Source organism: Curvibacter fontanus (assembly GCF_054780335.1).
The window spans coordinates 299,802-318,720 of the sequence record NZ_BAAGWN010000012.1 but is presented as its reverse complement, the minus strand read 5'-3'; the positions used below and the strand labels follow the sequence as shown (position 1 = coordinate 318,720).

Genomic DNA, 18,919 nt, shown 5'->3' with positions numbered 1-18,919 from the left:
TAAATTATAGCGGTATTTTTCTGCTTTTGCAAAACACCGCCGATTATTTGTCTCAGTGCTTGATTGACTCCTGCGCCGGCGCAGCAGCCGGCGCCACTGGCGCCGTCACGGCAGGCTCATCATCCGGCAACGGCGTCGGTTTGCGTTCCAGGGCGATGTCGAGCACCTTGTCGATCCACTTGACCGGCACGATGTCCAGGCCGCTCTTCACATTGTCCGGGATCTCCTGCAGATCCTTGACGTTTTCCTCGGGAATCAGCACCGTCCTGATGCCGCCGCGCAGGGCCGCCAGCAGCTTTTCCTTGAGGCCGCCTATGGCCGTGACTTCACCACGCAGCGTGATCTCGCCGGTCATGGCCACGTCGCCGCGCACGGGGATGCCGGTCAGCGCCGACACCATGGCCGTCGTCATCGCGGCACCCGCACTGGGGCCGTCCTTGGGCGTGGCGCCGTCGGGCACGTGGATGTGCATGTCGCGCTTCTCGAAGAATTCGTCCGGAATGCCCAGCTGGCGGGCGCGGCTGCGCACCACGGTGCGGGCGGCCTCGACCGATTCTTTCATCACGTCGCCCAGCGAGCCCGTGCGGGTGATCACGCCCTTGCCCGGCATCAGCGCGGTCTCGATGGTCAGCAGATCACCACCGACCTCGGTCCAGGCCAGCCCCACGACCTGCCCCACCTGGTTCTGCTGCTCGGCGCGGCCATAGCTGAACTTTCTCACACCCAGGTAGTCGTTGAGATTCTCTGCCGAGACCTTGACCAGGGGCTGCAGCTTCTTGAGCTGCAAGCCCTTCACCACCTTGCGGCAGATCTTGGAGATCTCTCGCTCGAGAGAGCGCACCCCGGCCTCACGCGTGTAATAGCGCACGATGTCGCGCAGGGCGTCTTCGGCCACCAGCAGCTCTTCTTCCCTGACGCCATTGTTCTTGAGCTGCTTGGGCAGCAGATAACGCTGGGCAATGTTGACCTTCTCGTCCTCGGTGTAACCCGAGAGGCGAATCACTTCCATGCGGTCCAGCAGGGCTGGCGGAATGTTCATGGAGTTGGAGGTGGCCACGAACATCACATCGCTCAGGTCGAAATCGACCTCCACATAGTGGTCGCCAAACTTGTTGTTCTGCTCGGGGTCCAGCACCTCCAGCAGGGCGCTGGACGGATCCCCTCGGAAGTCGGTGCCCAGTTTGTCGATCTCGTCGAGCAGGAACAGCGGGTTGCGCGTACCGGCCTTGCTCAGGCTTTGCAGCACCTTGCCCGGCATGGCGCCGATATAGGTGCGGCGGTGGCCGCGGATCTCGGCCTCGTCACGCATGCCGCCCAGGGCCATGCGCACGTACTTGCGGCCCGTGGCCTTGGCCACGGACTGACCGAGCGAGGTCTTGCCCACACCCGGGGGACCCACGAGGCACAGGATGGGGGCCTTGACCTTGTCCACACGTTGCTGCACAGCGAGATATTCAAGAATGCGGTCCTTGACCTTCTCCAGGCCGAAGTGGTCTTCGTTGAGCACTTCCTCGGCATTGGCCAGGTCGTGCTTGATCTTGGTCTTCTTGCTCCAGGGCAGGCCGACCAGGGTGTCGATGTAGTTGCGCACCACGGTGGCCTCGGCCGACATGGGCGACATCAGCTTGAGCTTCTTGAGCTCGTTGTCGGCCTTCTTGCGCGCCTCGGCCGGCATCTTGGCGGCCTTGATCTTCTTCTCGATCTCCTCGATGTCGGCGCCGTCTTCGCCCTCGCCCAGTTCCTTCTGGATGGCCTTGACCTGCTCGTTGAGGTAGAAGTCGCGCTGGTTCTTCTCCATCTGGCGCTTGACGCGACCACGGATGCGCTTGTCGACGTTGAGGATGTCGACCTCACGCTCGATCTGCTCGAACAGATTCTCCAGCCGCTCCTTGACCTCGGCCAGGCTCAGCACGGCCTGCTTGTTTTCAAGCTTGAGCGGCAGGTGCGCGGCGATGGTGTCGGCCAGGCGGCCCGGATCGTCGATGCTGGAGATCGATGTCAGGATCTCGGGCGGGATTTTCTTGTTGAGCTTGACGTACTGATCGAACTGCTGCATCACGGCACGACGCAGAGCCTCGATTTCGCTCGTCTGGTTACGTTCTGTCCCGCCGGTTTCGGCCGGCGCCTGCACCGGTGTCACGGTGGCCGTGAAATGCGTTTCACCTTCGACGATCTTGTCGACCAGGGCGCGCTGCTGGCCCTCGACCAGCACCTTGACGGTGCCATCAGGCAGCTTGAGCATCTGCAGGATGGTGGAAACGCAACCGACTTCGAACATGTCGGAGACTTGCGGCTCGTCCTTGGCGGCGGCTTTCTGGGCCACCAGCATGATGCGGCGCTCGGCCTCCATGGCCGATTCAAGCGCCTTGATGCTCTTGGGGCGACCCACAAAAAGCGGGATCACCATGTGCGGAAAGATCACGACGTCGCGCAGCGGCAGCAGCGGCAACTCGATGGGGATGGCAGGCAGTGGGGTATGACCGGACATGGTGGAACCTTTGAAGGGTCTGCTGAATATGGGTAGCGAATGGAAATTTTCAACCCGGCTTTGATGATAAGTCGGGCTGAGTCGTCGTATCCATGAAGTTAGGACTGGAAAACCGCTTGAATCAGGCCTTTTTGGCGGCCTCGCGGTAAACCAGCAGGGGTGGCTTGCTTTCCTCGATCGTGGACTCTTCCACGACCACGCGTTCGACATTGCTCATGCCCGGCAACTCGAACATGGTGTCGATCAGGGCCTGCTCCAGAATGGAGCGCAGGCCCCGTGCACCGGTCTTGCGCGTCAGCGCCTTGCGGGCAATGGCCTTGAGCGCGGATGGACGGATTTCCAGGTCCACCCCTTCCATGGCAAACAGCTTGGCGTACTGCTTGAGCAGGGCGTTCTTCGGCTCGGTCAGGATCTGCACCATAGCGTCTTCACTCAGCTCGGCCAGAGTCGCGACCACCGGCATGCGGCCGACCAGTTCGGGGATCAGGCCGAACTTGATCAGGTCTTCGGGTTCGACTTCCTTGAACACCTCGGTCAGGCTGCGCTGCTGCTTGCTCTTGACCGCGGCGCCGAAGCCTATACCCGAAGACTCCGTGCGGTTTTCGATCACCTTTTCCAGGCCGGCAAAAGCGCCGCCGCAGATGAAAAGGATGTTGGTGGTGTCGATCTGGATGAAATCCTGGTTCGGGTGCTTGCGCCCGCCCTGGGGCGGCACGCTGGCCATGGTGCCTTCAATCAGCTTGAGCAGCGCCTGCTGCACACCTTCGCCCGAGACGTCACGCGTGATGGAGGGATTGTCGGACTTGCGCGAGATCTTGTCGATCTCGTCGATGTAGACGATGCCGCGCTGGGCCTTGTCGACCTCGTAGTTGCAACTCTGCAGCAGCTTGGCGATGATGTTCTCGACATCCTCGCCCACGTAGCCAGCCTCGGTCAGCGTGGTGGCGTCGGCCATCACGAAGGGCACGTTGAGCTGGCGCGCCAGCGTCTGGGCCAGCAGGGTCTTGCCAGACCCGGTGGGGCCGATCAGCAGGATGTTGCTTTTGGCCAGTTCAACCTCGTCCTTGCGCGAAGATTCCTTGTGCTGCAGGCGCTTGTAGTGGTTGTAGACCGCCACCGCCAGCGTGCGCTTGGCAGCTTCCTGACCGATCACATAGTTGTCCAGATTGAGCTTGATCTCGGAGGGTGCAGGCAGGCTGCCGCGCCCTTCGGTCGTCTCGGTGCTGGCCGGCAATTCGTCACGAATAATCTCGTTGCACAGTTCGATGCATTCATCGCAGACGAAGACCGAAGGACCGGCAATCAGCTTCTTGACCTCGTGCTGGCTCTTGCCGCAGAAAGAGCAGTACAGGGTTTTTTCGCTGGTAGAGCCTTTTTTCTCGGCCATGGGAGGAACGCCTTCTCGGGATTTACCGAATCTATGATAACCATGCGGCGCCCGTCCCCGACTAGGGACTGGCGCCAGAAAACAACAGGCTCGCCCGCCGCTCAGGGGCGCTTGGCGATGACCTGGTCCACCAGGCCATAGTCCTTGGCTTCGTCGGCCGAGAGGTAATAGTCCCGCTCGGTGTCGCGCTCGATCTTGTCCAGCGGCTGGCCGGTGCGCTCGGCCAGGATCTTGTTGAGCTGCTCACGGGTCTTGAGGATCTCGCGGGCATGGATCTCGATCTCGGTGGCCTGGCCCTGGGTTCCGCCCAGGGGCTGGTGGATCATGACCTTGGAATTGGGCAGCGAGAAACGCTTGCCCTTGGCACCCGCGGCCAGCAGGAAGGCGCCCATGCTGGCAGCCATGCCCACGCACAGCGTGGACACGTCGGGTTTGATGAAGTTCATGGTGTCGAAGATCGCCATGCCGGCGCTCACCGAACCACCGGGCGAGTTGATGTAGAAGGAGATGTCCTTGTCCGGGTTCTCGCTCTCCAGGAACAGCAGCTGGGCCACCACCAGGTTGGCGGTCTGGTCGTTGACCGGACCGACCAGGAACACCACGCGCTCCTTGAGCAGGCGCGAATAGATGTCGTAGGAACGCTCGCCGCGGCCCGACTGCTCGATCACCATCGGGATCATGCCCAGGGCCTGGGTGTCCAGGGCGCCGTTGTATGCACTGTTGCGCAGATTCATACTCACTCCAAATATGGGGTCTACTTTACCGAAAAATATCGGCCCCAAATGAAATGGGGCTTGCCGCCCGGACTGCAAGCCCGGGCGCCAAGCCCCACCTGCCGGGATCACGGCGTCTGAATCAGGCCTGGCCCATCAGATCGTCGAAGGAAATCGCCTTGTCGCTCACCTTGGCTTTGGACAGCACGAAGTCGGTGACGTTGCTCTCGATCACCACGGCCTCGACCTCGGCCATGCGGCGGTTGTCGCCCAGGTACCAGCGCTTCACGTCTTCCGGGCGCTCGTAGCTGGCGGCCAGCTCGTCCACATGGGCCTTGATCTGATCCGGGGTGGCGTGCAGCTTGTTCACACGCACCAGTTCGGCCACCACCAGGCCCAGGCGCACGCGGCGCTCGGCCTGGGGCTGGAACATCTCGCCGGGGATCGGGGCCTTGTCGGCGTCCTTGATGCCGCGCTGCTTGAGGTCTTCGCGCGCGCCTTCGATCATGCGGTCGATCTCGGCCTGCACGATGGACTTGGGGCAGTCCAGCTCGGCCTTGGCCACCAGGGCGTCCATGACGGCCTGCTTGTTGCGGGCCGCCAGGCGCGACTTGACCTCGCGCTCCAGGTTCTTCTTGATGTCGGCGTTCAGGGCGGCCACGGTGCCCTCGGCCACGCCCAGGGACTTGGCCAGCGCGTCATTGACTTCGGGCAGATGGGCCGCTTCGATCTTCTTCAGGGTGACCATGAAGTCGGCGGTCTTGCCGGCCACGTCCTGGCCGTGGTAATCGGCCGGGAAAGCCAGGGGGAAGGTCTTGCTCTCGCCCGACTTCATGCCGCGCACGGCGTCCTCGAACTCCTTGAGCATCTGGCCTTCACCGACCAGGAACTGGAAGTCGTCAGCCTTGCCACCGGCAAAGGGCTCGCCGTCGATCTTGCCTTCGAAGTCGATCGTCACGCGGTCGCCGTCCTGGGCGGCGGTGTCCATGGCACGCTGGGCAAAGGTGCGGCGCTGCTTGCGCAGGATGTCCAGGGTCTTCTGGATGGCGCTCTCGCTCACCTCGGCGTTCAGTTTCTCGATCTCGGCACCGGCCAGGTCACCGATCTTGACTTCCGGATAGACCTCGAACACGGCATCGAAGCTCACCTCGCCTGCCGGTGCGCCGTCCTTCTCGGTGATGCTGGGCTGGCCAGCCACGCGCAGCTTGGCTTCATTGGCGGCCAGGGCAAAGGCTTCGCCGACCTTGTCGTTCAGCACTTCGTAGTGCACCGAGTAGCCGTAACGCTGGGTCACCACGTTCATGGGCACCTTGCCGGGACGGAAACCGTCCATCTTGACGGTGCGGGCCAGCTTCTTGAGGCGCGTCTCGACTTCGGACTGGATGGCTGCCAGGGGCAGGCTCAGGGTGATCTTGCGCTCGAGTTTCTCGAGGGTTTCAACGGTAACGGCCATGATGACTCACTCCAATCAATTCAAAAACGGGGTCGGCCCGCAGGCTTTGCTGCGGCCGGACTGGTGCGCGGGGGGGGACTCGAACCCCCACACCATTGCTGGCGTCAGGACCTAAACCTGGTGCGTCTACCAATTTCGCCACCCGCGCGGGTCCAAACAAAAGGGGAGGTCCGACAGACCTCCCCATGAAATCGGTCAACCTGCTATTTTAACCCCGCCAGGAGACCGCCGTTTCACCTCAAACCAGGCACCGCCGGTGTTTCGCGATTCACGCGAAACCATGCGGGTCCGGCGCTGCGCGGCAGCCCCGCGGGCGGATTCATGAAGATGCCGGTGTTCCGCGTTTCACGCGGAACCATGCGGCATACATGGCCGGTAGCGCCAGCAACGTCAGCACGGTGGCGACGATCAGCCCGCCCATGATGGCCACGGCCATGGGGCCCCAGAAGACCGAACGCGACAGCGGGATCATGGCCAGCACGGCCGCGGCAGCGGTCAGCACGATGGGGCGCAGACGGCGCACCGCGGACTCCACGATGGCGTCCCAGGCCGGCACGCCACTGGCGCGGTCCTGCTCGATCTGGTCGATCAGGATCACCGAATTGCGCTGGATCATGCCCATGAGGGCGATCACGCCCAGCAGGGCCACGAAACCGAAGGGACGGTTGAGCAGCAGCAGCGCACCGGCCACCCCGGCCAGGCCCAAAGGGCCGGTCAGGAAGACCAGCGTGGCGCGGCTGAAGCTCTGCAGCTGCAGCATCAGCAGCGTGAAGGTGAGGAAAAGCATCAAGGGCATGCCGGCAGCGATCGAGCCCGTGCCCTTGCTGCTCTCCTCCACCGCGCCGGCTACCTCGATGCGGTAGCCGTTCAAGCCGGCGGCATGCCATTTCGACTCCAGGGCCCTCAGCGAGGGCAGCAGTTCGGCCGTCAGGGTGGCGCCCTGCATGCCTTCCACGGCGTCGGACTGCACGGTGATACCGAATTCGCGGTTCTCGCGCCACATCACACCCGGCTCCCAGGTGAAGACCGGCTTGGCAATCTGCGTCAGCGGGATGGAACGTCCGCTGCTGGTCGGCAGGTAGGCGTTGGCCAGGTCGGTGATGGCGTTGCGCTCGTCCAGGGGCTGGCGCAGCACGATGTCGATCAGCTTGTCGCCCTCGCGGTACTGGCCCACGTTCTGGCCGGCCAGCAGGGTGCGCGCCGCCTGTGCGATCGACTGGCTGCTCACCCCCAGGGCGCGCGCCTTGGCCTGGTCGACCTCCAGACGCAGCACCTTGACCGATTCGTTCCAGTTGTCGTTGACGCCGCGCGTGTTGGCACTCTCGCGCATCACGGCCTTGACCTCGTCGGCACGGGCGCGCAGCACGGCCGGATCGGCGCCGACCACGCGGAACTGCACCGGGTAGGGCACCGGCGGGCCGTTGGGCAGCAGCTTGACGCGGCCGCGCACTTCGGGGAACTCCTGGGCCAGCAACGTCGGCAACTGCACACGCAGCGTTTCACGCGTCTTGAGGTCTTTCGGCAAGATGATGAATTGCGAGACATTGGTCTGCGGGAAGACCTGGTCCAGCGGCAGGTAAAAACGCGGCACACCCGAGCCCACCCAGGTGCTCACCGCATTCACGCCCGGCAGTGCCAGCAGGCGCTTTTCGACGCGCTGTGTCGCTTCCTCGTTGGCGACAAAGGAGGTGCCTTCCGGGAACCAGATGTCTACCAGGATTTCCGGCCGGCTCGAATCGGGGAAGAACTGCTGCTGCACCTTGCCCATGCCGGCAATGCCCAGCGCAAAGGTGAGGACCGTGGCGCCGATGGTGAGCCAGCGGTGCTGCACGCACCAGTTCACGACGGCGCGAAAGCGTTGGTAGAAGGGTGTGTCGAAGTGTTCGTGCGGGCCACCGGCCGGATCAGGCTGGGCCGCCTGATGGTGCGGCTGGGCCTTGAGCAGCAGCGTGCCCAGGTAGGGCACGAAGTAGACCGACACGATCCAGCTCAGAACCAGGGCCAGCGCCGTCACGCCGAAGATGGCGAAGGTGTACTCGCCCACGGCCGATTTGGCCATGCCGATGGGCAAAAAACCGGCGGCCGTGATCAGCGTGCCGGTGAGCATGGGCATGGCGGTGATCTCGTAGGCAAAGGTGGCCGCGCGCACCTTGTCGTAGCCCTCCTCCATCTTGCGCACCATCATCTCCACCGCAATGATGGCGTCGTCCACCAGCAGGCCCAGGGCGATGATCAGCGAACCCAGCGAAATCTTGTGCAGGCCGATGCCCCAGTACTGCATGCCCAGAAAGGTCAGCGCCAGCACCAGGGGAATGGTGATGCCCACCACCAGGCCGGGCCGCATGTCGACGTAATAGCGTTTCCAGAGCGGCAGATGGTCCGCGCCCTGGTGCTTGTGCAGACCCAGGCTGATGAAGCTGACCACCAGCACGATCATCACGGCTTCGATCAGCACGCCGACAAACTCGTTGACGGACGTCGCCACCGCCTTGGGCTGGTCCTGCAACTGCACCAGCTCGATGCCGGCGGGCAGGTTCTTTTCAATGCGGTCCGTGGTCTTGCGCAGGGACTTGCCCAGCGCGATGATGTCGCCGCCCTTGGCCATGGAAATGCCCAGGGCGATGACCTGTTTGCCCTGGTGCCGCACCTTGATGCTGGCCGGGTCCACATAGCCCCGCTTGATCTCGGCGATATCGCCCAGGCGCAGCTGGTTGCCCGTGCTGCCGCGGATGGGCATGGCGCGCAACTGATCCACGGCCTCGAACTGGCCGGCCACACGCACCTGCACCACGTCCAGCGGCGTCTGCACGGCGCCGGCGCTTTCCACCGCGTTCTGCTGGCCCAGCTGGGCCAGCACCTGGTTCAGGTCCAGCCCCAGTTGCGCGAGGCGTTTTTGCGAAATCTCGATGTAGAGCTTCTCGTCCTGCACGCCGAAGAGTTCCACCTTGGCCACGTCGGGCACGCGCAGCAGCTGCTGGCGCACATCGTCGGCAAACACTTTCACCTCGGCGTCGCTGAAGCCGTCGGCCTGCAGCGCGTAGATCACGCCGTAGACGTCACCGAACTCGTCGTTGAAGAAAGGCCCCTGGATACCGCCGGGCAGCGTGGCCCGCATGTCGCCTATCTTCTTGCGCACCGTGTACCAGGTGTTGGCCACGTCGGCCGCCTTGGTCGAGTCCTTGAGCTGGAAGATGATCTGCGACTCACCGGGCTTGGAATAGCTGCGGATCTTGTCCGAGCCCGGCACTTCCTGCAGGGTGCGCTCGATCTTGTCGGTGACCTGCTCGGCCACCTGCTGCGCGGTGGCGCCCGGCCAGTAGGTGCGCACCACCATGGCGCGGAAGGTGAAGGGCGGATCCTCGTCCTGGCCCAGCTGGAAATAGGCCGCGAAGCCCAGCACCATGAGCACCACCAGCAGGTAGCGCGTGAGCGCGGGATGCTCGATGGCCCAGCGCGAGAGATTGAAGCCGGTCGATGCCTGTTCTGTGGAACTCATGCGCGCCTCACTTGCCTGCCAAAGGCACAGTCGCGCTACCCAGGGTAGCGTCCACGGCCGTCTGCGGCACGCTGCTCATGGTGCCGGTCGCCTTCTCACGGTAGATCGTCACCTTCTGACCGGGCGAGAGCACATGCACGCCCGCCGACACCACCAGTTGCCCGTCCTGCAGGCCCGCAGCCACGACGGCCTCGTTGCCGTCAGCGGTGGCGATCTGCACCACTTGCGAGCGCACCGTCATGCTCTGGCTGTCCAGCACCCAGACCGCCGTCGCCTGGCCGTCCTGGCGCAAGGCGCTGGTGGGCAGCTTGATGGCGGCCTGGCGCTGCTCACTGCGCAGCTTGGGGAAGACCGTGACGGTCGCGCCCAGGGGCGGCGACTGCTTGCCTTCCAGGGCCACCTTGACCTGGTAGGTACGCGTCACCGGGTCGGCGCTGGCCGAGACCTCGCGCACCCGGCCCACCAGCTGGGTCTGGCCGGGCCAGACCCGCACGTCCACTGCACTGCCCTGGCGCATCATGGCCAGCTTGTCTTCCGGCACCGCAAAGACCGCATCGCGCGGGCCGTCCTGGGCCACGCGCACCACCGGCAGGCCGGCGCTGACCACCTGACCGGGCTCGGCCTCGACGGCCGTCACCACACCGGCCGCATCGGCCACCAGGGTCGCATAACTGCCCTGGTTGCGCTGGGAGGCCAGCTGCGCCTGGGCCTGGTCGACCTGGGCCTGCGCCGCCTTGAGCGCCGCGTCGCGCCGCTCCAGCTCGGCGCCGCTGATGAAGTTCTGCTCACGCAGTTCCTTGAACCGCTTGAAATCCGCGGCGGCCAGATCCCGGTTGGTCACTGCCGCCCCCATTTGAGCCTGGGCCGCATCGGTCGCCAGTCGGTAGTCCTGCGGATCAAGCCGCGCCAACACCTGGCCGGCCTTGACGCGCTCGCCCAGTTCGACCTCGCGGCGCACCAGCTTGCCGGCCACCCGGAAGCCCAGGCGTGATTCAATGCGCGGACGCACCTCGCCCGCGAACTCCTGCGTGGCGTTCAGGCTGGCATGGCGCACGGTCATGACCTTGACGGCTCGCACCGGCTCTTCGGGCGGTGCCGCAGGCGAGCAGGCAATCAGGGCCGAGGCGGCCAAGGGCAGCAGCGCCGCCCAGGCAGCGCGCCTGGGCCATCGAGGGCATGTATCGGACATGGCAGGGGTTCCGGTAGTGAATTTGAAATTAATAACCGACTGGTCAGTAATCTAGGTAAAAACCCGATCCCTGTCAAGCCGGGTGAGAATCCCCGGCGTGAACAAGCCCATCCCCAAGCAGCCGGTCGAACATTACGAGAACTTTCCCGTGGCCTCCTGGCTGTGCCCGCCACGGCTGCGTCCGCCGATTGCCGCCATCTACCATTACGCCCGCACGGCCGACGACATCGCCGACGAGGGCGAGGCCCCGGCCCAGCAGCGCCTGGACGATCTGGCCGCCTACCGGGCCGACCTGCTGGCCCTGGCCCAGGGCCAGGCCCACAGCGGGCGCTGGCCGCAGGTCTTCGACCCGCTGGCGGCCATGCTGGCGGCTTTCCGCCTGCCTGTTCCCCTGCTGGACGACCTGCTCGACGCCTTTGCCCAGGACGTGCGCAAGACCCGTGACCAGGCCAGTTATGCCGACCCGGCCGAATTGCTGGACTACTGCCGCCGCTCGGCCAACCCGGTCGGCCGCCTGCTCCTGCACCTCTACGGCGTGCAGGACGAGGCCGCGCTGCGCGAGAGTGACGCCATCTGCAGCGCCCTGCAGCTCATCAACTTCTGGCAGGACCTGAGCCGCGACATCCCGCGCGGCCGCCATTACCTGACGGACGCGGATTGCAGCGCCCAGGGCGTGCCGCGCGCGGAACTGGCCAAGCTCACACCGACGCCCCGCATCCTGGCCCTGATTGCATCGCAGGTGCGCTCGGCACGATCGCTCATGCAGGCAGGCGCCCCACTGGTGCACCGCATCCCGGGCCGCGCCGGCTGGGAACTGCGCCTCGTGGTGCAAGGCGGCCTGCGCATCCTGGACAAGATCGAGGCCCTGGGCTTCAACACCCTGCAACACCGCCCCACGGTCGGCGCCAGCGATGCCCCGCTGCTCTTTTGGCGCAGCCTGCGGATGTGAAGCGGCGACAATGCGCCCCATGACGCCCGAGCAATACGTCCAGCAGAAAGCCGCCGCCTCCGGCAGCAGCTTCTATTACGCCTTCCTCTTCCTGCCCAAACCGCGCCGCGCCGCCATCACGGCCTTCTACGCTTTCTGCCGTGAAGTCGATGACGTGGTCGACGAAGTCTCCGACCCTGGCGTGGCCCAGACCAAGCTGGCCTGGTGGGAGGCCGAGGTGAAGCGCGCCTACACGGGCCAGTCCGCGCACCCGGTGCTGCAGGCCCTGCTGCCACACACCGCCGCCTACGGCATCGAGGCGCGCCACCTGCTGGCCGTGATCGAAGGCTGCCAGATGGACCTGCAGCAGACCCGCTACCTGGACTACCCGGCCCTGCAGCGCTACTGCCATCTAGTCGCCGGCGTGGTGGGTGAAGTGGCGGCGCGCATCTTCGGCCAGACCCAGGAGCAGACCACGCGCTACGCCCACACCCTGGGCCTGGCCTTCCAGCTGACCAACATCATCCGTGACGTGGGCGAAGACGCCCTGCGCGGCCGCATCTACCTGCCGGTCCATGAGCTGCAGCAGTTCGACGTCAAGGCGCACGAGGTGCTCAAGCGCCAGTATTCCGGGCGTTTCGCGGCGCTGATGAAGTTCCAGACCGAGCGCGCCCACAGCCTCTACGACGAAGCCCTGGCCCTGCTGCCCGAGGTCGACCGCCGCGCGCAGAAGCCCGGGCTGATGATGGCCAGCATCTACCGCACCCTGCTGCGCGAAATCGAGCGTGACAACTTCCAGGTGCTGCACCAGCGCACCAGCCTGACACCCCTGCGCAAGCTCTGGCTGGCCTGGCGCGTGCAGGCCTTGGGGAAGCTATAGACATGGCCCCCACGGTCGCCCACTCCGTGTGGCTCCCTGCCCCCCAAGGGGGCCGCGTTTCGCCTTGGGGCGGCCCGGCGGCGAAACCAGGGCCTTGTGCATGAAGCTTGCCATCGTCGGTGCCGGCTGGGCCGGTATGGCGGCTGCCGTAGCAGCAACGCAAGCCGGCCATCAGGTCACCGTCTTTGAAGCAAGCCGCACCCTCGGTGGTCGGGCACGCGGTCTCGAAGGCCGCCTGCCCGATGGACGCCCCGTCGCCCTGGACAACGGCCAGCACATCCTGATCGGCGCCTACACCGAGACGCTGCGCCTCATGCGACAGGTCGGTGTGGATACCGACACAGCGCTGCAGCGTCTGCCCCTGACCCTGAAGTTTCCCGATGGTGCCGGCCTGCAGCTGCCGCGCCTGCCCGTGCCGCTGGACGTGCTGGCCGGCATCCTGCGCAACGGCGGCTGGCCTCTGCAGCAGCGCCTGGGCCTGCTGCGCGCGGCCCTGGGCTGGAAACTCCGGGACTTCGAATGCAAAGCGCAGCTGTCGGTGGCCGAGCTGTGCCGCCAGCTCGGCCCGCATGTCATGCAGGAGCTGATCGAACCGCTGTGCGTTTCGGCCCTGAACACACCCGCCCACCAGGCCAGCGCACAGGTCTTCCTGCGCGTGCTGCGCGATGCGCTGTTCGGCGTTCCCGGTGGCTCACAGCTGCTGCTGCCCCGCCTGAATCTGTCGGCCCTGTTCCCGCAGGCGGCTGCGCGCTGGCTGGCCCAGAACGGGGCCACCGTTCACACCGGCGTGCGCATCCACACCCTGCAGGCCCAGGCCGCGCAGTGGCAGCTCGATGAACAGATTTTCGACTGCGTGCTGCTGGCCTGCCCCTCGACCGAGGCCGCGCGCCTGGTCACCGGCGCCGCAGCTGCGCAAACGGATCCCGCCGCGCTGCAAGCCTGGGCCGCCACGGCCGCGGCCCTGCACTTCGAGGCCATCACCACCGTCTACGCCTGGACCGCAGAGGCCCGGCTGCCGGCCCCCATGCTGGCCCTGCGTCACGACGGGCAACAGCCGGCGCAATTCGTCTTCGACCGGGGCCGGCTCGGTGGACCCGCAGGTCTGCTGGCCTTCGTGGTCAGCGCCAGCCAGGGAGAGCGCGAGACGCTGCAGGCCCGGGTCCTGCAGCAGGCCCGCAGCCAGCTGGACCTGGACCTGCAGGCCGTACAGACGGTGGTCGAAAAACGCGCCACCTTTGCCTGCACGCCCGGCCTGCTGCGTCCGCCACAGAGCATCGCACCCGGCCTGCTGGCCTGCGGCGACTATGTCGCAGGCCCCTACCCTGCCACGCTCGAGGGCGCGGTGCGCAGCGGCCTGACGGCGGTGCAGGCCCTCGCCAGGTGATACAAAGCAGGCATGAGACAAGGTGCCATGCATGGACATGGGTACCGGCATCGCAACACAATCCACAGCACCGCTGAAAACCAGGAGACCCCGCAGAGATGAAACGCACATTCAAGATCCTGTTCATCCTGCTCATCGTCTTGCTCACCATGCTGGCCATCGCCGTCGCTGCCGGTGTCTGGCATGCCCGCAGCAAGCTGCCGCAACGCAGCGGCACGCTCATGCTGAGCCAGCTCAAGGCGCCGGTCCTGGTGGACTGGGACGAGCGCGGCGTGCCGCACCTGCAGGCGCAGAACGAAACCGACCTCTACCGCGCCCTGGGTTTCCTGCATGCGCAGGATCGTCTGTTCCAGATGGAGATGGTGCGCCGCCTGGCGCGCGGTGAGCTGGCCGAGATCCTGGGCCCCAAGCTGCTCGACACCGACCGCCTGTTCCGCACCCTGGAACTGCGCGCCCATGCCGAGGAAAGTCTCCAACGCGTCGACCGCAACAGCCCGGCCTGGTTGGGCCTGCTGGCCTATCTGGACGGCATCAACGAATTCCAGGGCACGCGCCCCCTGCCTGTCGAATTCGAGCTGCTGCGCATCCAGCCCCGGCCCTACACGCCGGTCGACACCCTGGCCGTGGCCGGCTACCTGGCCTACAGCTTTGCCGCCACGCTGCGTACCGAGCCCGTGCTGACCTATGTGCGAGACCAGCTCGGTTCCGACTATCTGCAAATCTTCGATCTGGAATGGCAGCCCTTGGGTGTGGTCGGCCCGATGGCGCAAAAGACCGCTGCGCGCAAGCTGGCCGCGGCCGACTGGCAGGCCCTGGCGCGTGCGTCCGAGGTCAGCCAGCAGGCCATGGACCTCGCAGGGGTGCCGCTCTTCGAGGGCAGCAATGCCTGGGCCATTTCCGGGCGCCGCACCGCCAGCGGCAAGCCCCTGCTGGCCGGCGACCCCCATATCGCCTACTCCTTGCCGGCCGTCTGGTACGAGGCGCACCTCAGCGCCCCGGGTTTCGAACTCTACGGCCACCACCAGGCGCTCAACCCCTTTGCCCTGCTCGGCCACAACCAGAATTTCGGCTGGAGCCTGACCATGTTCCAGAACGACGACATGGATCTGGTGGCCTTGAAGGTGAATCCGGACAAGCCCCAAGAAGTCTGGTACCGGGGCCAGTGGGTGGCGTTGCAAAGCCGCACCGAAACCATCGCCGTGAAGAACGCCGATCCGGTCAGCATCACACTGACACGCTCGCCCCACGGCCCCCTCATCAACCAGGCTTTCCCCGACAGCCTGGGCCAGGCGCCGATCGCCATGTGGTGGGCTTTCCTGGAAACCGAGAACCCCATCCTCGACGCCTTCTACCAACTCAACCGCGCCGATACCCTGCCCAAGGCGCGCAACGCGGCCAGCAAGATCCACGCGCCCGGCCTCAACGTGGTCTGGGCCAGCACAGCCGGCGATATCGGCTGGTGGGCCGCGGCCAAGCTGGTGCAGCGTCCGCTCAACGTGAACCCCAGCTTCATCCTCGACGGTGGCAGCGAACAGGCCGACAAACCCGGTTATTACCGCTTCGCCGACAACCCGCAGGAAGAAAACCCGGCGCGCGGTTACATCGTCTCGGCCAACCACCAGCCCGTGCCGCGCAGCGGCGTGCCGGTGCCGGGTTACTACAACCTGCCGGACCGCGCGCGACGCCTGGACCAGCTGCTGCGTCCCGCCGGCACCCTGTGGAACCTGCAGAACAGCCAGGCCCTGCAGCTCGACGAACAGACCGACTACGGACCGCGCGTCTTGCGCCCCCTGCTGCCGCTGCTGCGTGAACGGGCGACCGACTCCATCGAACGCGCGCTGATCGACCAGATGGCCGAATGGAACGGCCGCCACGACGCGGCCAGCATCGCCCCCACGGTCTACAACCAGTTTGTCTATGAGTTGCTCAAGGCGAGCATGGCCGACGAACTGGGCGAGGTGCAGTTCAACAACCTGCTGCGCACCCGTGCCATCGATCAGGCCCTGCCGCGCCTGGCCGCCGACCCGCGCTCGCCCTGGTGGGACGATCGCCGCACCGAGCAGAAGGAGGGCCGAAACGACATCGTGTTGCAGGCCTGGCGCGCCAGCCTCAAACACCTGCAGGACCTGCGCGGCCTCTCCCTGCCCGGCTGGACCTGGGGCAACAACCACACCCTGACCCACGGCCATCCCCTGGGGCGCCTCAAGCCGCTGGACAAGCTGTTCGACGTCGGCCCGCTGCAAGCCCCGGGCGGGCGTGAGGTCCCCAACAACCTGGCACAGGCCCTGGGCCCGGCCCCCTGGAGCGTGGTTTACGGCCCCTCGACGCGGCGGTTGATCGACTTCGCCGATGCGGGCAAGGCCCTGGGCATCAACCCCCTGGGCCAGAGCGGCGTGCTGTTGGACACCCACTACGCCGACCAGGCACAGGACTTCATCGCCGGCCGCTACCAGCCCATGCACCTGAACCCGGCCGACGTGAAAGCTGCCGCGCGCAGCACGCTGGTGCTGCAGCCGGCGCCTTAGCCACCCGCGCCCAGCAATGCACAGAGCGCCTGCATGTCGCCCACGGTCGCATGCGGGCGATGGCTTTCGTGCGCCCAGTCGTGGCCGGCCCGGTTGACCCAGACGGTCTGCAGGCCTGCATCCAGCGCGCCCACGACGTCGAGCGCGGCATCGTCCCCCACGTGCAGCACCTCGTGCGGCTGCACACCCACAGCCTGGGCAGCAGCATGGAAGAAACGGGCATCGGGCTTGCCCGCGCCGAACTCCTGCGCGCTCAGGCTGGCATGGAAAAACTCACCCAGCCCGATGTGCTGCACATCGGCATTGCCGTTGGACAGGGCCACCACCGGGTAACGCTGCGCCAGCCAGGCCAGGGCCGGGCGCGCATCCTCGTAGAGTTCGACGCGCATGCGCTCGGCGATGAAGACCTCGTAGGCCGGCTCCACCAGCGTGGTGTCCTCGCCATGGCGTTGCAGGGCGCGGTGGATCAGCTCCTGGCGCAGGGTCCGCAGGTCATGGCCGATATCGGGCCGGCTCTCCTGCACCTCGCGGCGCAGGGCCAGGCGCTTTTCGGCATCGGCCAGCCAGACGGCTGTAGCCGGCGCATGCGGACGCAGCCAGTCCTGCAGGACCAGCTCGGCACGCGCAATCACCGGCCAGATCGGCCACAGGGTGTCGTCGAGATCGAGCGAGATGGCCTTGATCCGGGAGGCATCGAGCGTGACTTGCATAGGTGGGCGAGAATACCGCATGGCTTTCAAACCCGAACCTCCGCACACCCATGGCCAGGCGCCGTCCACGGCCATTCTGCTGTGCAATCTGGGCACACCCGATGCACCCACGCCTGCGGCCCTGCGCCGTTACCTGGCGGAATTCCTGAGCGACCACCGCGTGGTGGAAATCCCCAAGCCCATCTGGTGGTTGATCCTGCACGGCATCATCCTGCGCCTGCGCCCGGCCAAATCGGCCGCCAAATACGCCACGGTCTGGACGCCTGAGGGCTCCCCGCTCAAGGTCTGGACCGAGAAGCAGGCGCAACGCCTGCAGGACTGGCTGCAGTCTCGGGGCCACCAAGTGACGGTGCGTTACGCCATGCGCTACGGCAATCCGTCCATCGCCTCGCAGCTCGATGCGCTCAAGGCCGAGGGCGTGACACGCGTGCTGGTGCTGCCCGCCTACCCACAGTACTCCGGCACCACCACGGCCAGCGTCAGCGATGCCGCCTACCACTGGGCTGAGCAGGTGCGCACGCTGCCTGAACTGCGCTTCATCAACCGCTACCACGATGACGCTGGCTACATCGGCGCGCTGGCGCAGCGCATCCGCGCCTACTGGCAGGAGCACGGCCGGCCGGACCAGCTGGTGCTGAGTTTTCACGGCGTGCCCGAGCGTACGCTGCACCTCGGTGACCCCTACCACTGCGAGTGCCTCAAGACCGCGCGCCTGCTGACGCAGGAGCTGGGGCTGAGCAAGGCGCAGTACCGCGTGACCTTCCAGTCGCGCTTCGGCAAGGCCAAGTGGCTGGAGCCCTCGACCGAGCCCACGCTGGTCCAGCTGGCACAGGCCGGCGTGAAACGCGTGGACGTGGCCTGCCCCGGTTTCATCAGCGATTGCCTGGAAACGCTGGAGGAAATTGCGCAGGAAGCGCGCGAGGCCTTCCTGCACGCCGGCGGCCAGGCCTTCCACTACATCCCCTGCCTCAACGACAGCGCCGACTGGATCGCGGCCCTGGGCCGGCTCAGCGAGCAACACCTGGGCGGCTGGCCGACCCGCCAGGCGCCGGATGCAAGCACCCTGGCAGCGACACGCGCGGCCGCGCTGGCGGCAGGCGCGAAGAACTAGGCTTTCTTCGGCGGCCGCAGCGACACGTAGGCCGGACGCGTCAGGCACTGCGTCAGCCAGGCGTTGACCAGCGGGTACTGCGCCATCAAGTCGCGTCTCGCACGCACCCACAGCAGCACGCTGGCCACGCAAAGGTCGGCGACGGTAAAGCGCGCGGCTGCAATATGCGATTCACCGCGCGCCTGCTGCTGCGCCAGGTGCTGCTCCAGCACGCGCAGCGGCACCTTGAGGCGCTGCTCGGCCGCGTGGGCCAGCTCGGGCTTGCGCTGCTCGACCGGCATGGCGAAGCTGTGCATCAGCACGGTCAGCGCGTCCTTCTCGACTTCGGTGATGGCCCAGAAACTCCAGCGCAGGGCTTCGGCCTCCTCGCGCGGTGTCGCGGGCACCAGATTGAGACCGTCAGCCTCGCCATGCTCGCGCGCAATGTAGAGCGTGCAGGCCATGCTCTCCCACACGGTCACATCGCCCTCGGGCCGGTGGTCGACGACGACCGGGATGTGGCCGTTCGGATTGAGCGCCATGAAATCCGGTGTGCGCGTGGTCCCGACCCTGTAATCGGTCTGCACGTGCTCGAACGTCAAGCCCAGCTCGGTCGCCACCCAGAGCGGGCGCACCGCCCGCGATGCCTGGATGCCGTAGATCGTCAATGCCATGA

At 66.0% G+C, this 18,919-nt stretch carries 13 protein-coding genes and 1 tRNA gene; 5 read left to right on the top strand and 9 right to left on the bottom strand.

Annotated features, from left to right (window positions below; genetic code table 11):
- Nucleotides 1-52: 52 nt before the first annotated feature.
- From lon to ACYVH8_RS09325, 7 genes are all read right to left on the bottom strand, one after another.
- Nucleotides 53-2,488, bottom strand: a complete 2,436-nt coding sequence (gene lon / locus ACYVH8_RS09355) for an endopeptidase La (RefSeq protein WP_460488578.1) — start codon at nt 2,486-2,488, stop codon at nt 53-55.
- 121 nt (nt 2,489-2,609) lie between these two features.
- Nucleotides 2,610-3,875, bottom strand: coding sequence for an ATP-dependent Clp protease ATP-binding subunit ClpX (clpX, locus tag ACYVH8_RS09350; protein WP_460488577.1), 1,266 nt, complete (start codon nt 3,873-3,875; stop codon nt 2,610-2,612).
- A 101-nt stretch (nt 3,876-3,976) separates the two neighbouring features.
- Nucleotides 3,977-4,609 (bottom strand): ATP-dependent Clp endopeptidase proteolytic subunit ClpP, encoded by a 633-nt coding sequence (clpP, locus tag ACYVH8_RS09345; protein WP_460488576.1) that lies wholly within the window; start codon nt 4,607-4,609, stop codon nt 3,977-3,979.
- Between the two features lie 121 nt (nt 4,610-4,730).
- Nucleotides 4,731-6,041 (bottom strand): trigger factor, encoded by a 1,311-nt coding sequence (gene tig, locus ACYVH8_RS09340; protein WP_460488575.1) that lies wholly within the window; start codon nt 6,039-6,041, stop codon nt 4,731-4,733.
- A 61-nt stretch (nt 6,042-6,102) separates the two neighbouring features.
- Nucleotides 6,103-6,189: transfer RNA gene (locus tag ACYVH8_RS09335), tRNA-Leu, on the bottom strand.
- Between the two features lie 171 nt (nt 6,190-6,360).
- Nucleotides 6,361-9,537, bottom strand: coding sequence for an efflux RND transporter permease subunit (locus ACYVH8_RS09330; RefSeq protein WP_460488574.1), 3,177 nt, complete (start codon nt 9,535-9,537; stop codon nt 6,361-6,363).
- A 7-nt stretch (nt 9,538-9,544) separates the two neighbouring features.
- Entirely contained in the window at nt 9,545-10,726 is a 1,182-nt protein-coding gene (locus ACYVH8_RS09325; protein ID WP_460488573.1) for an efflux RND transporter periplasmic adaptor subunit, read from the bottom strand.
- 97 nt (nt 10,727-10,823) lie between these two features.
- On the opposite strand from ACYVH8_RS09325, the gene hpnC reads away from it, so the two are divergent.
- From hpnC to ACYVH8_RS09305, 4 genes are all read left to right on the top strand, one after another.
- The gene (hpnC, locus tag ACYVH8_RS09320) at nt 10,824-11,675 is read left to right on the top strand and encodes a squalene synthase HpnC (protein WP_460488572.1); all 852 of its coding nucleotides are present in this window, start codon (nt 10,824-10,826) and stop codon (nt 11,673-11,675) included.
- Between the two features lie 19 nt (nt 11,676-11,694).
- Nucleotides 11,695-12,534 (top strand): presqualene diphosphate synthase HpnD, encoded by an 840-nt coding sequence (hpnD, locus tag ACYVH8_RS09315; protein ID WP_460488571.1) that lies wholly within the window; start codon nt 11,695-11,697, stop codon nt 12,532-12,534.
- Nucleotides 12,535-12,634: 100 nt separating this feature from the next.
- Complete coding sequence (gene hpnE / locus ACYVH8_RS09310; RefSeq protein ID WP_460488570.1) at nt 12,635-13,918, top strand: hydroxysqualene dehydroxylase HpnE; 1,284 nt, start codon at nt 12,635-12,637, stop codon at nt 13,916-13,918.
- Nucleotides 13,919-14,016: 98 nt separating this feature from the next.
- The gene (locus ACYVH8_RS09305) at nt 14,017-16,443 is read left to right on the top strand and encodes a penicillin acylase family protein (protein WP_460488569.1); all 2,427 of its coding nucleotides are present in this window, start codon (nt 14,017-14,019) and stop codon (nt 16,441-16,443) included.
- Here ACYVH8_RS09305 and ACYVH8_RS09300 read toward each other — a convergent pair.
- Nucleotides 16,440-17,153: an HAD family hydrolase gene (locus tag ACYVH8_RS09300; RefSeq protein WP_460488568.1), complete on the bottom strand. Its 714-nt coding sequence runs from the start codon at nt 17,151-17,153 to the stop codon at nt 16,440-16,442. The genes ACYVH8_RS09305 and ACYVH8_RS09300 overlap by 4 nt on opposite strands.
- A gap of 19 nt (nt 17,154-17,172) precedes the next feature.
- On the opposite strand from ACYVH8_RS09300, the gene hemH reads away from it, so the two are divergent.
- On the top strand, nt 17,173-18,264 hold the full coding sequence (hemH, locus tag ACYVH8_RS09295; RefSeq protein ID WP_460488567.1) for a ferrochelatase: 1,092 nt from the start codon (nt 17,173-17,175) through the stop codon (nt 18,262-18,264).
- Here hemH and ACYVH8_RS09290 read toward each other — a convergent pair.
- Nucleotides 18,261-18,917: a glutathione S-transferase family protein gene (locus ACYVH8_RS09290; protein ID WP_460488566.1), complete on the bottom strand. Its 657-nt coding sequence runs from the start codon at nt 18,915-18,917 to the stop codon at nt 18,261-18,263. The genes hemH and ACYVH8_RS09290 overlap by 4 nt on opposite strands.
- Between the last annotated feature and the right edge of the window lie 2 nt (nt 18,918-18,919).

Coding starts and splice junctions, on each gene's coding strand:
- ACYVH8_RS09330 (WP_460488574.1), bottom strand. CDS start 9,537: ATGAGTTCCACAGAACAGGCATCGACCGGCTTCAATCTCTCGCGCTGG.
- ACYVH8_RS09325 (WP_460488573.1), bottom strand. CDS start 10,726: ATGTCCGATACATGCCCTCGATGGCCCAGGCGCGCTGCCTGGGCGGCG.
- ACYVH8_RS09290 (WP_460488566.1), bottom strand. CDS start 18,917: ATGGCATTGACGATCTACGGCATCCAGGCATCGCGGGCGGTGCGCCCG.
- clpX (WP_460488577.1), bottom strand. CDS start 3,875: ATGGCCGAGAAAAAAGGCTCTACCAGCGAAAAAACCCTGTACTGCTCT.
- clpP (WP_460488576.1), bottom strand. CDS start 4,609: ATGAATCTGCGCAACAGTGCATACAACGGCGCCCTGGACACCCAGGCC.
- ACYVH8_RS09305 (WP_460488569.1), top strand. CDS start 14,017: ATGAAACGCACATTCAAGATCCTGTTCATCCTGCTCATCGTCTTGCTC.
- hpnE (WP_460488570.1), top strand. CDS start 12,635: ATGAAGCTTGCCATCGTCGGTGCCGGCTGGGCCGGTATGGCGGCTGCC.
- ACYVH8_RS09300 (WP_460488568.1), bottom strand. CDS start 17,153: ATGCAAGTCACGCTCGATGCCTCCCGGATCAAGGCCATCTCGCTCGAT.
- lon (WP_460488578.1), bottom strand. CDS start 2,488: ATGTCCGGTCATACCCCACTGCCTGCCATCCCCATCGAGTTGCCGCTG.
- hemH (WP_460488567.1), top strand. CDS start 17,173: ATGGCTTTCAAACCCGAACCTCCGCACACCCATGGCCAGGCGCCGTCC.
- hpnD (WP_460488571.1), top strand. CDS start 11,695: ATGACGCCCGAGCAATACGTCCAGCAGAAAGCCGCCGCCTCCGGCAGC.
- tig (WP_460488575.1), bottom strand. CDS start 6,041: ATGGCCGTTACCGTTGAAACCCTCGAGAAACTCGAGCGCAAGATCACC.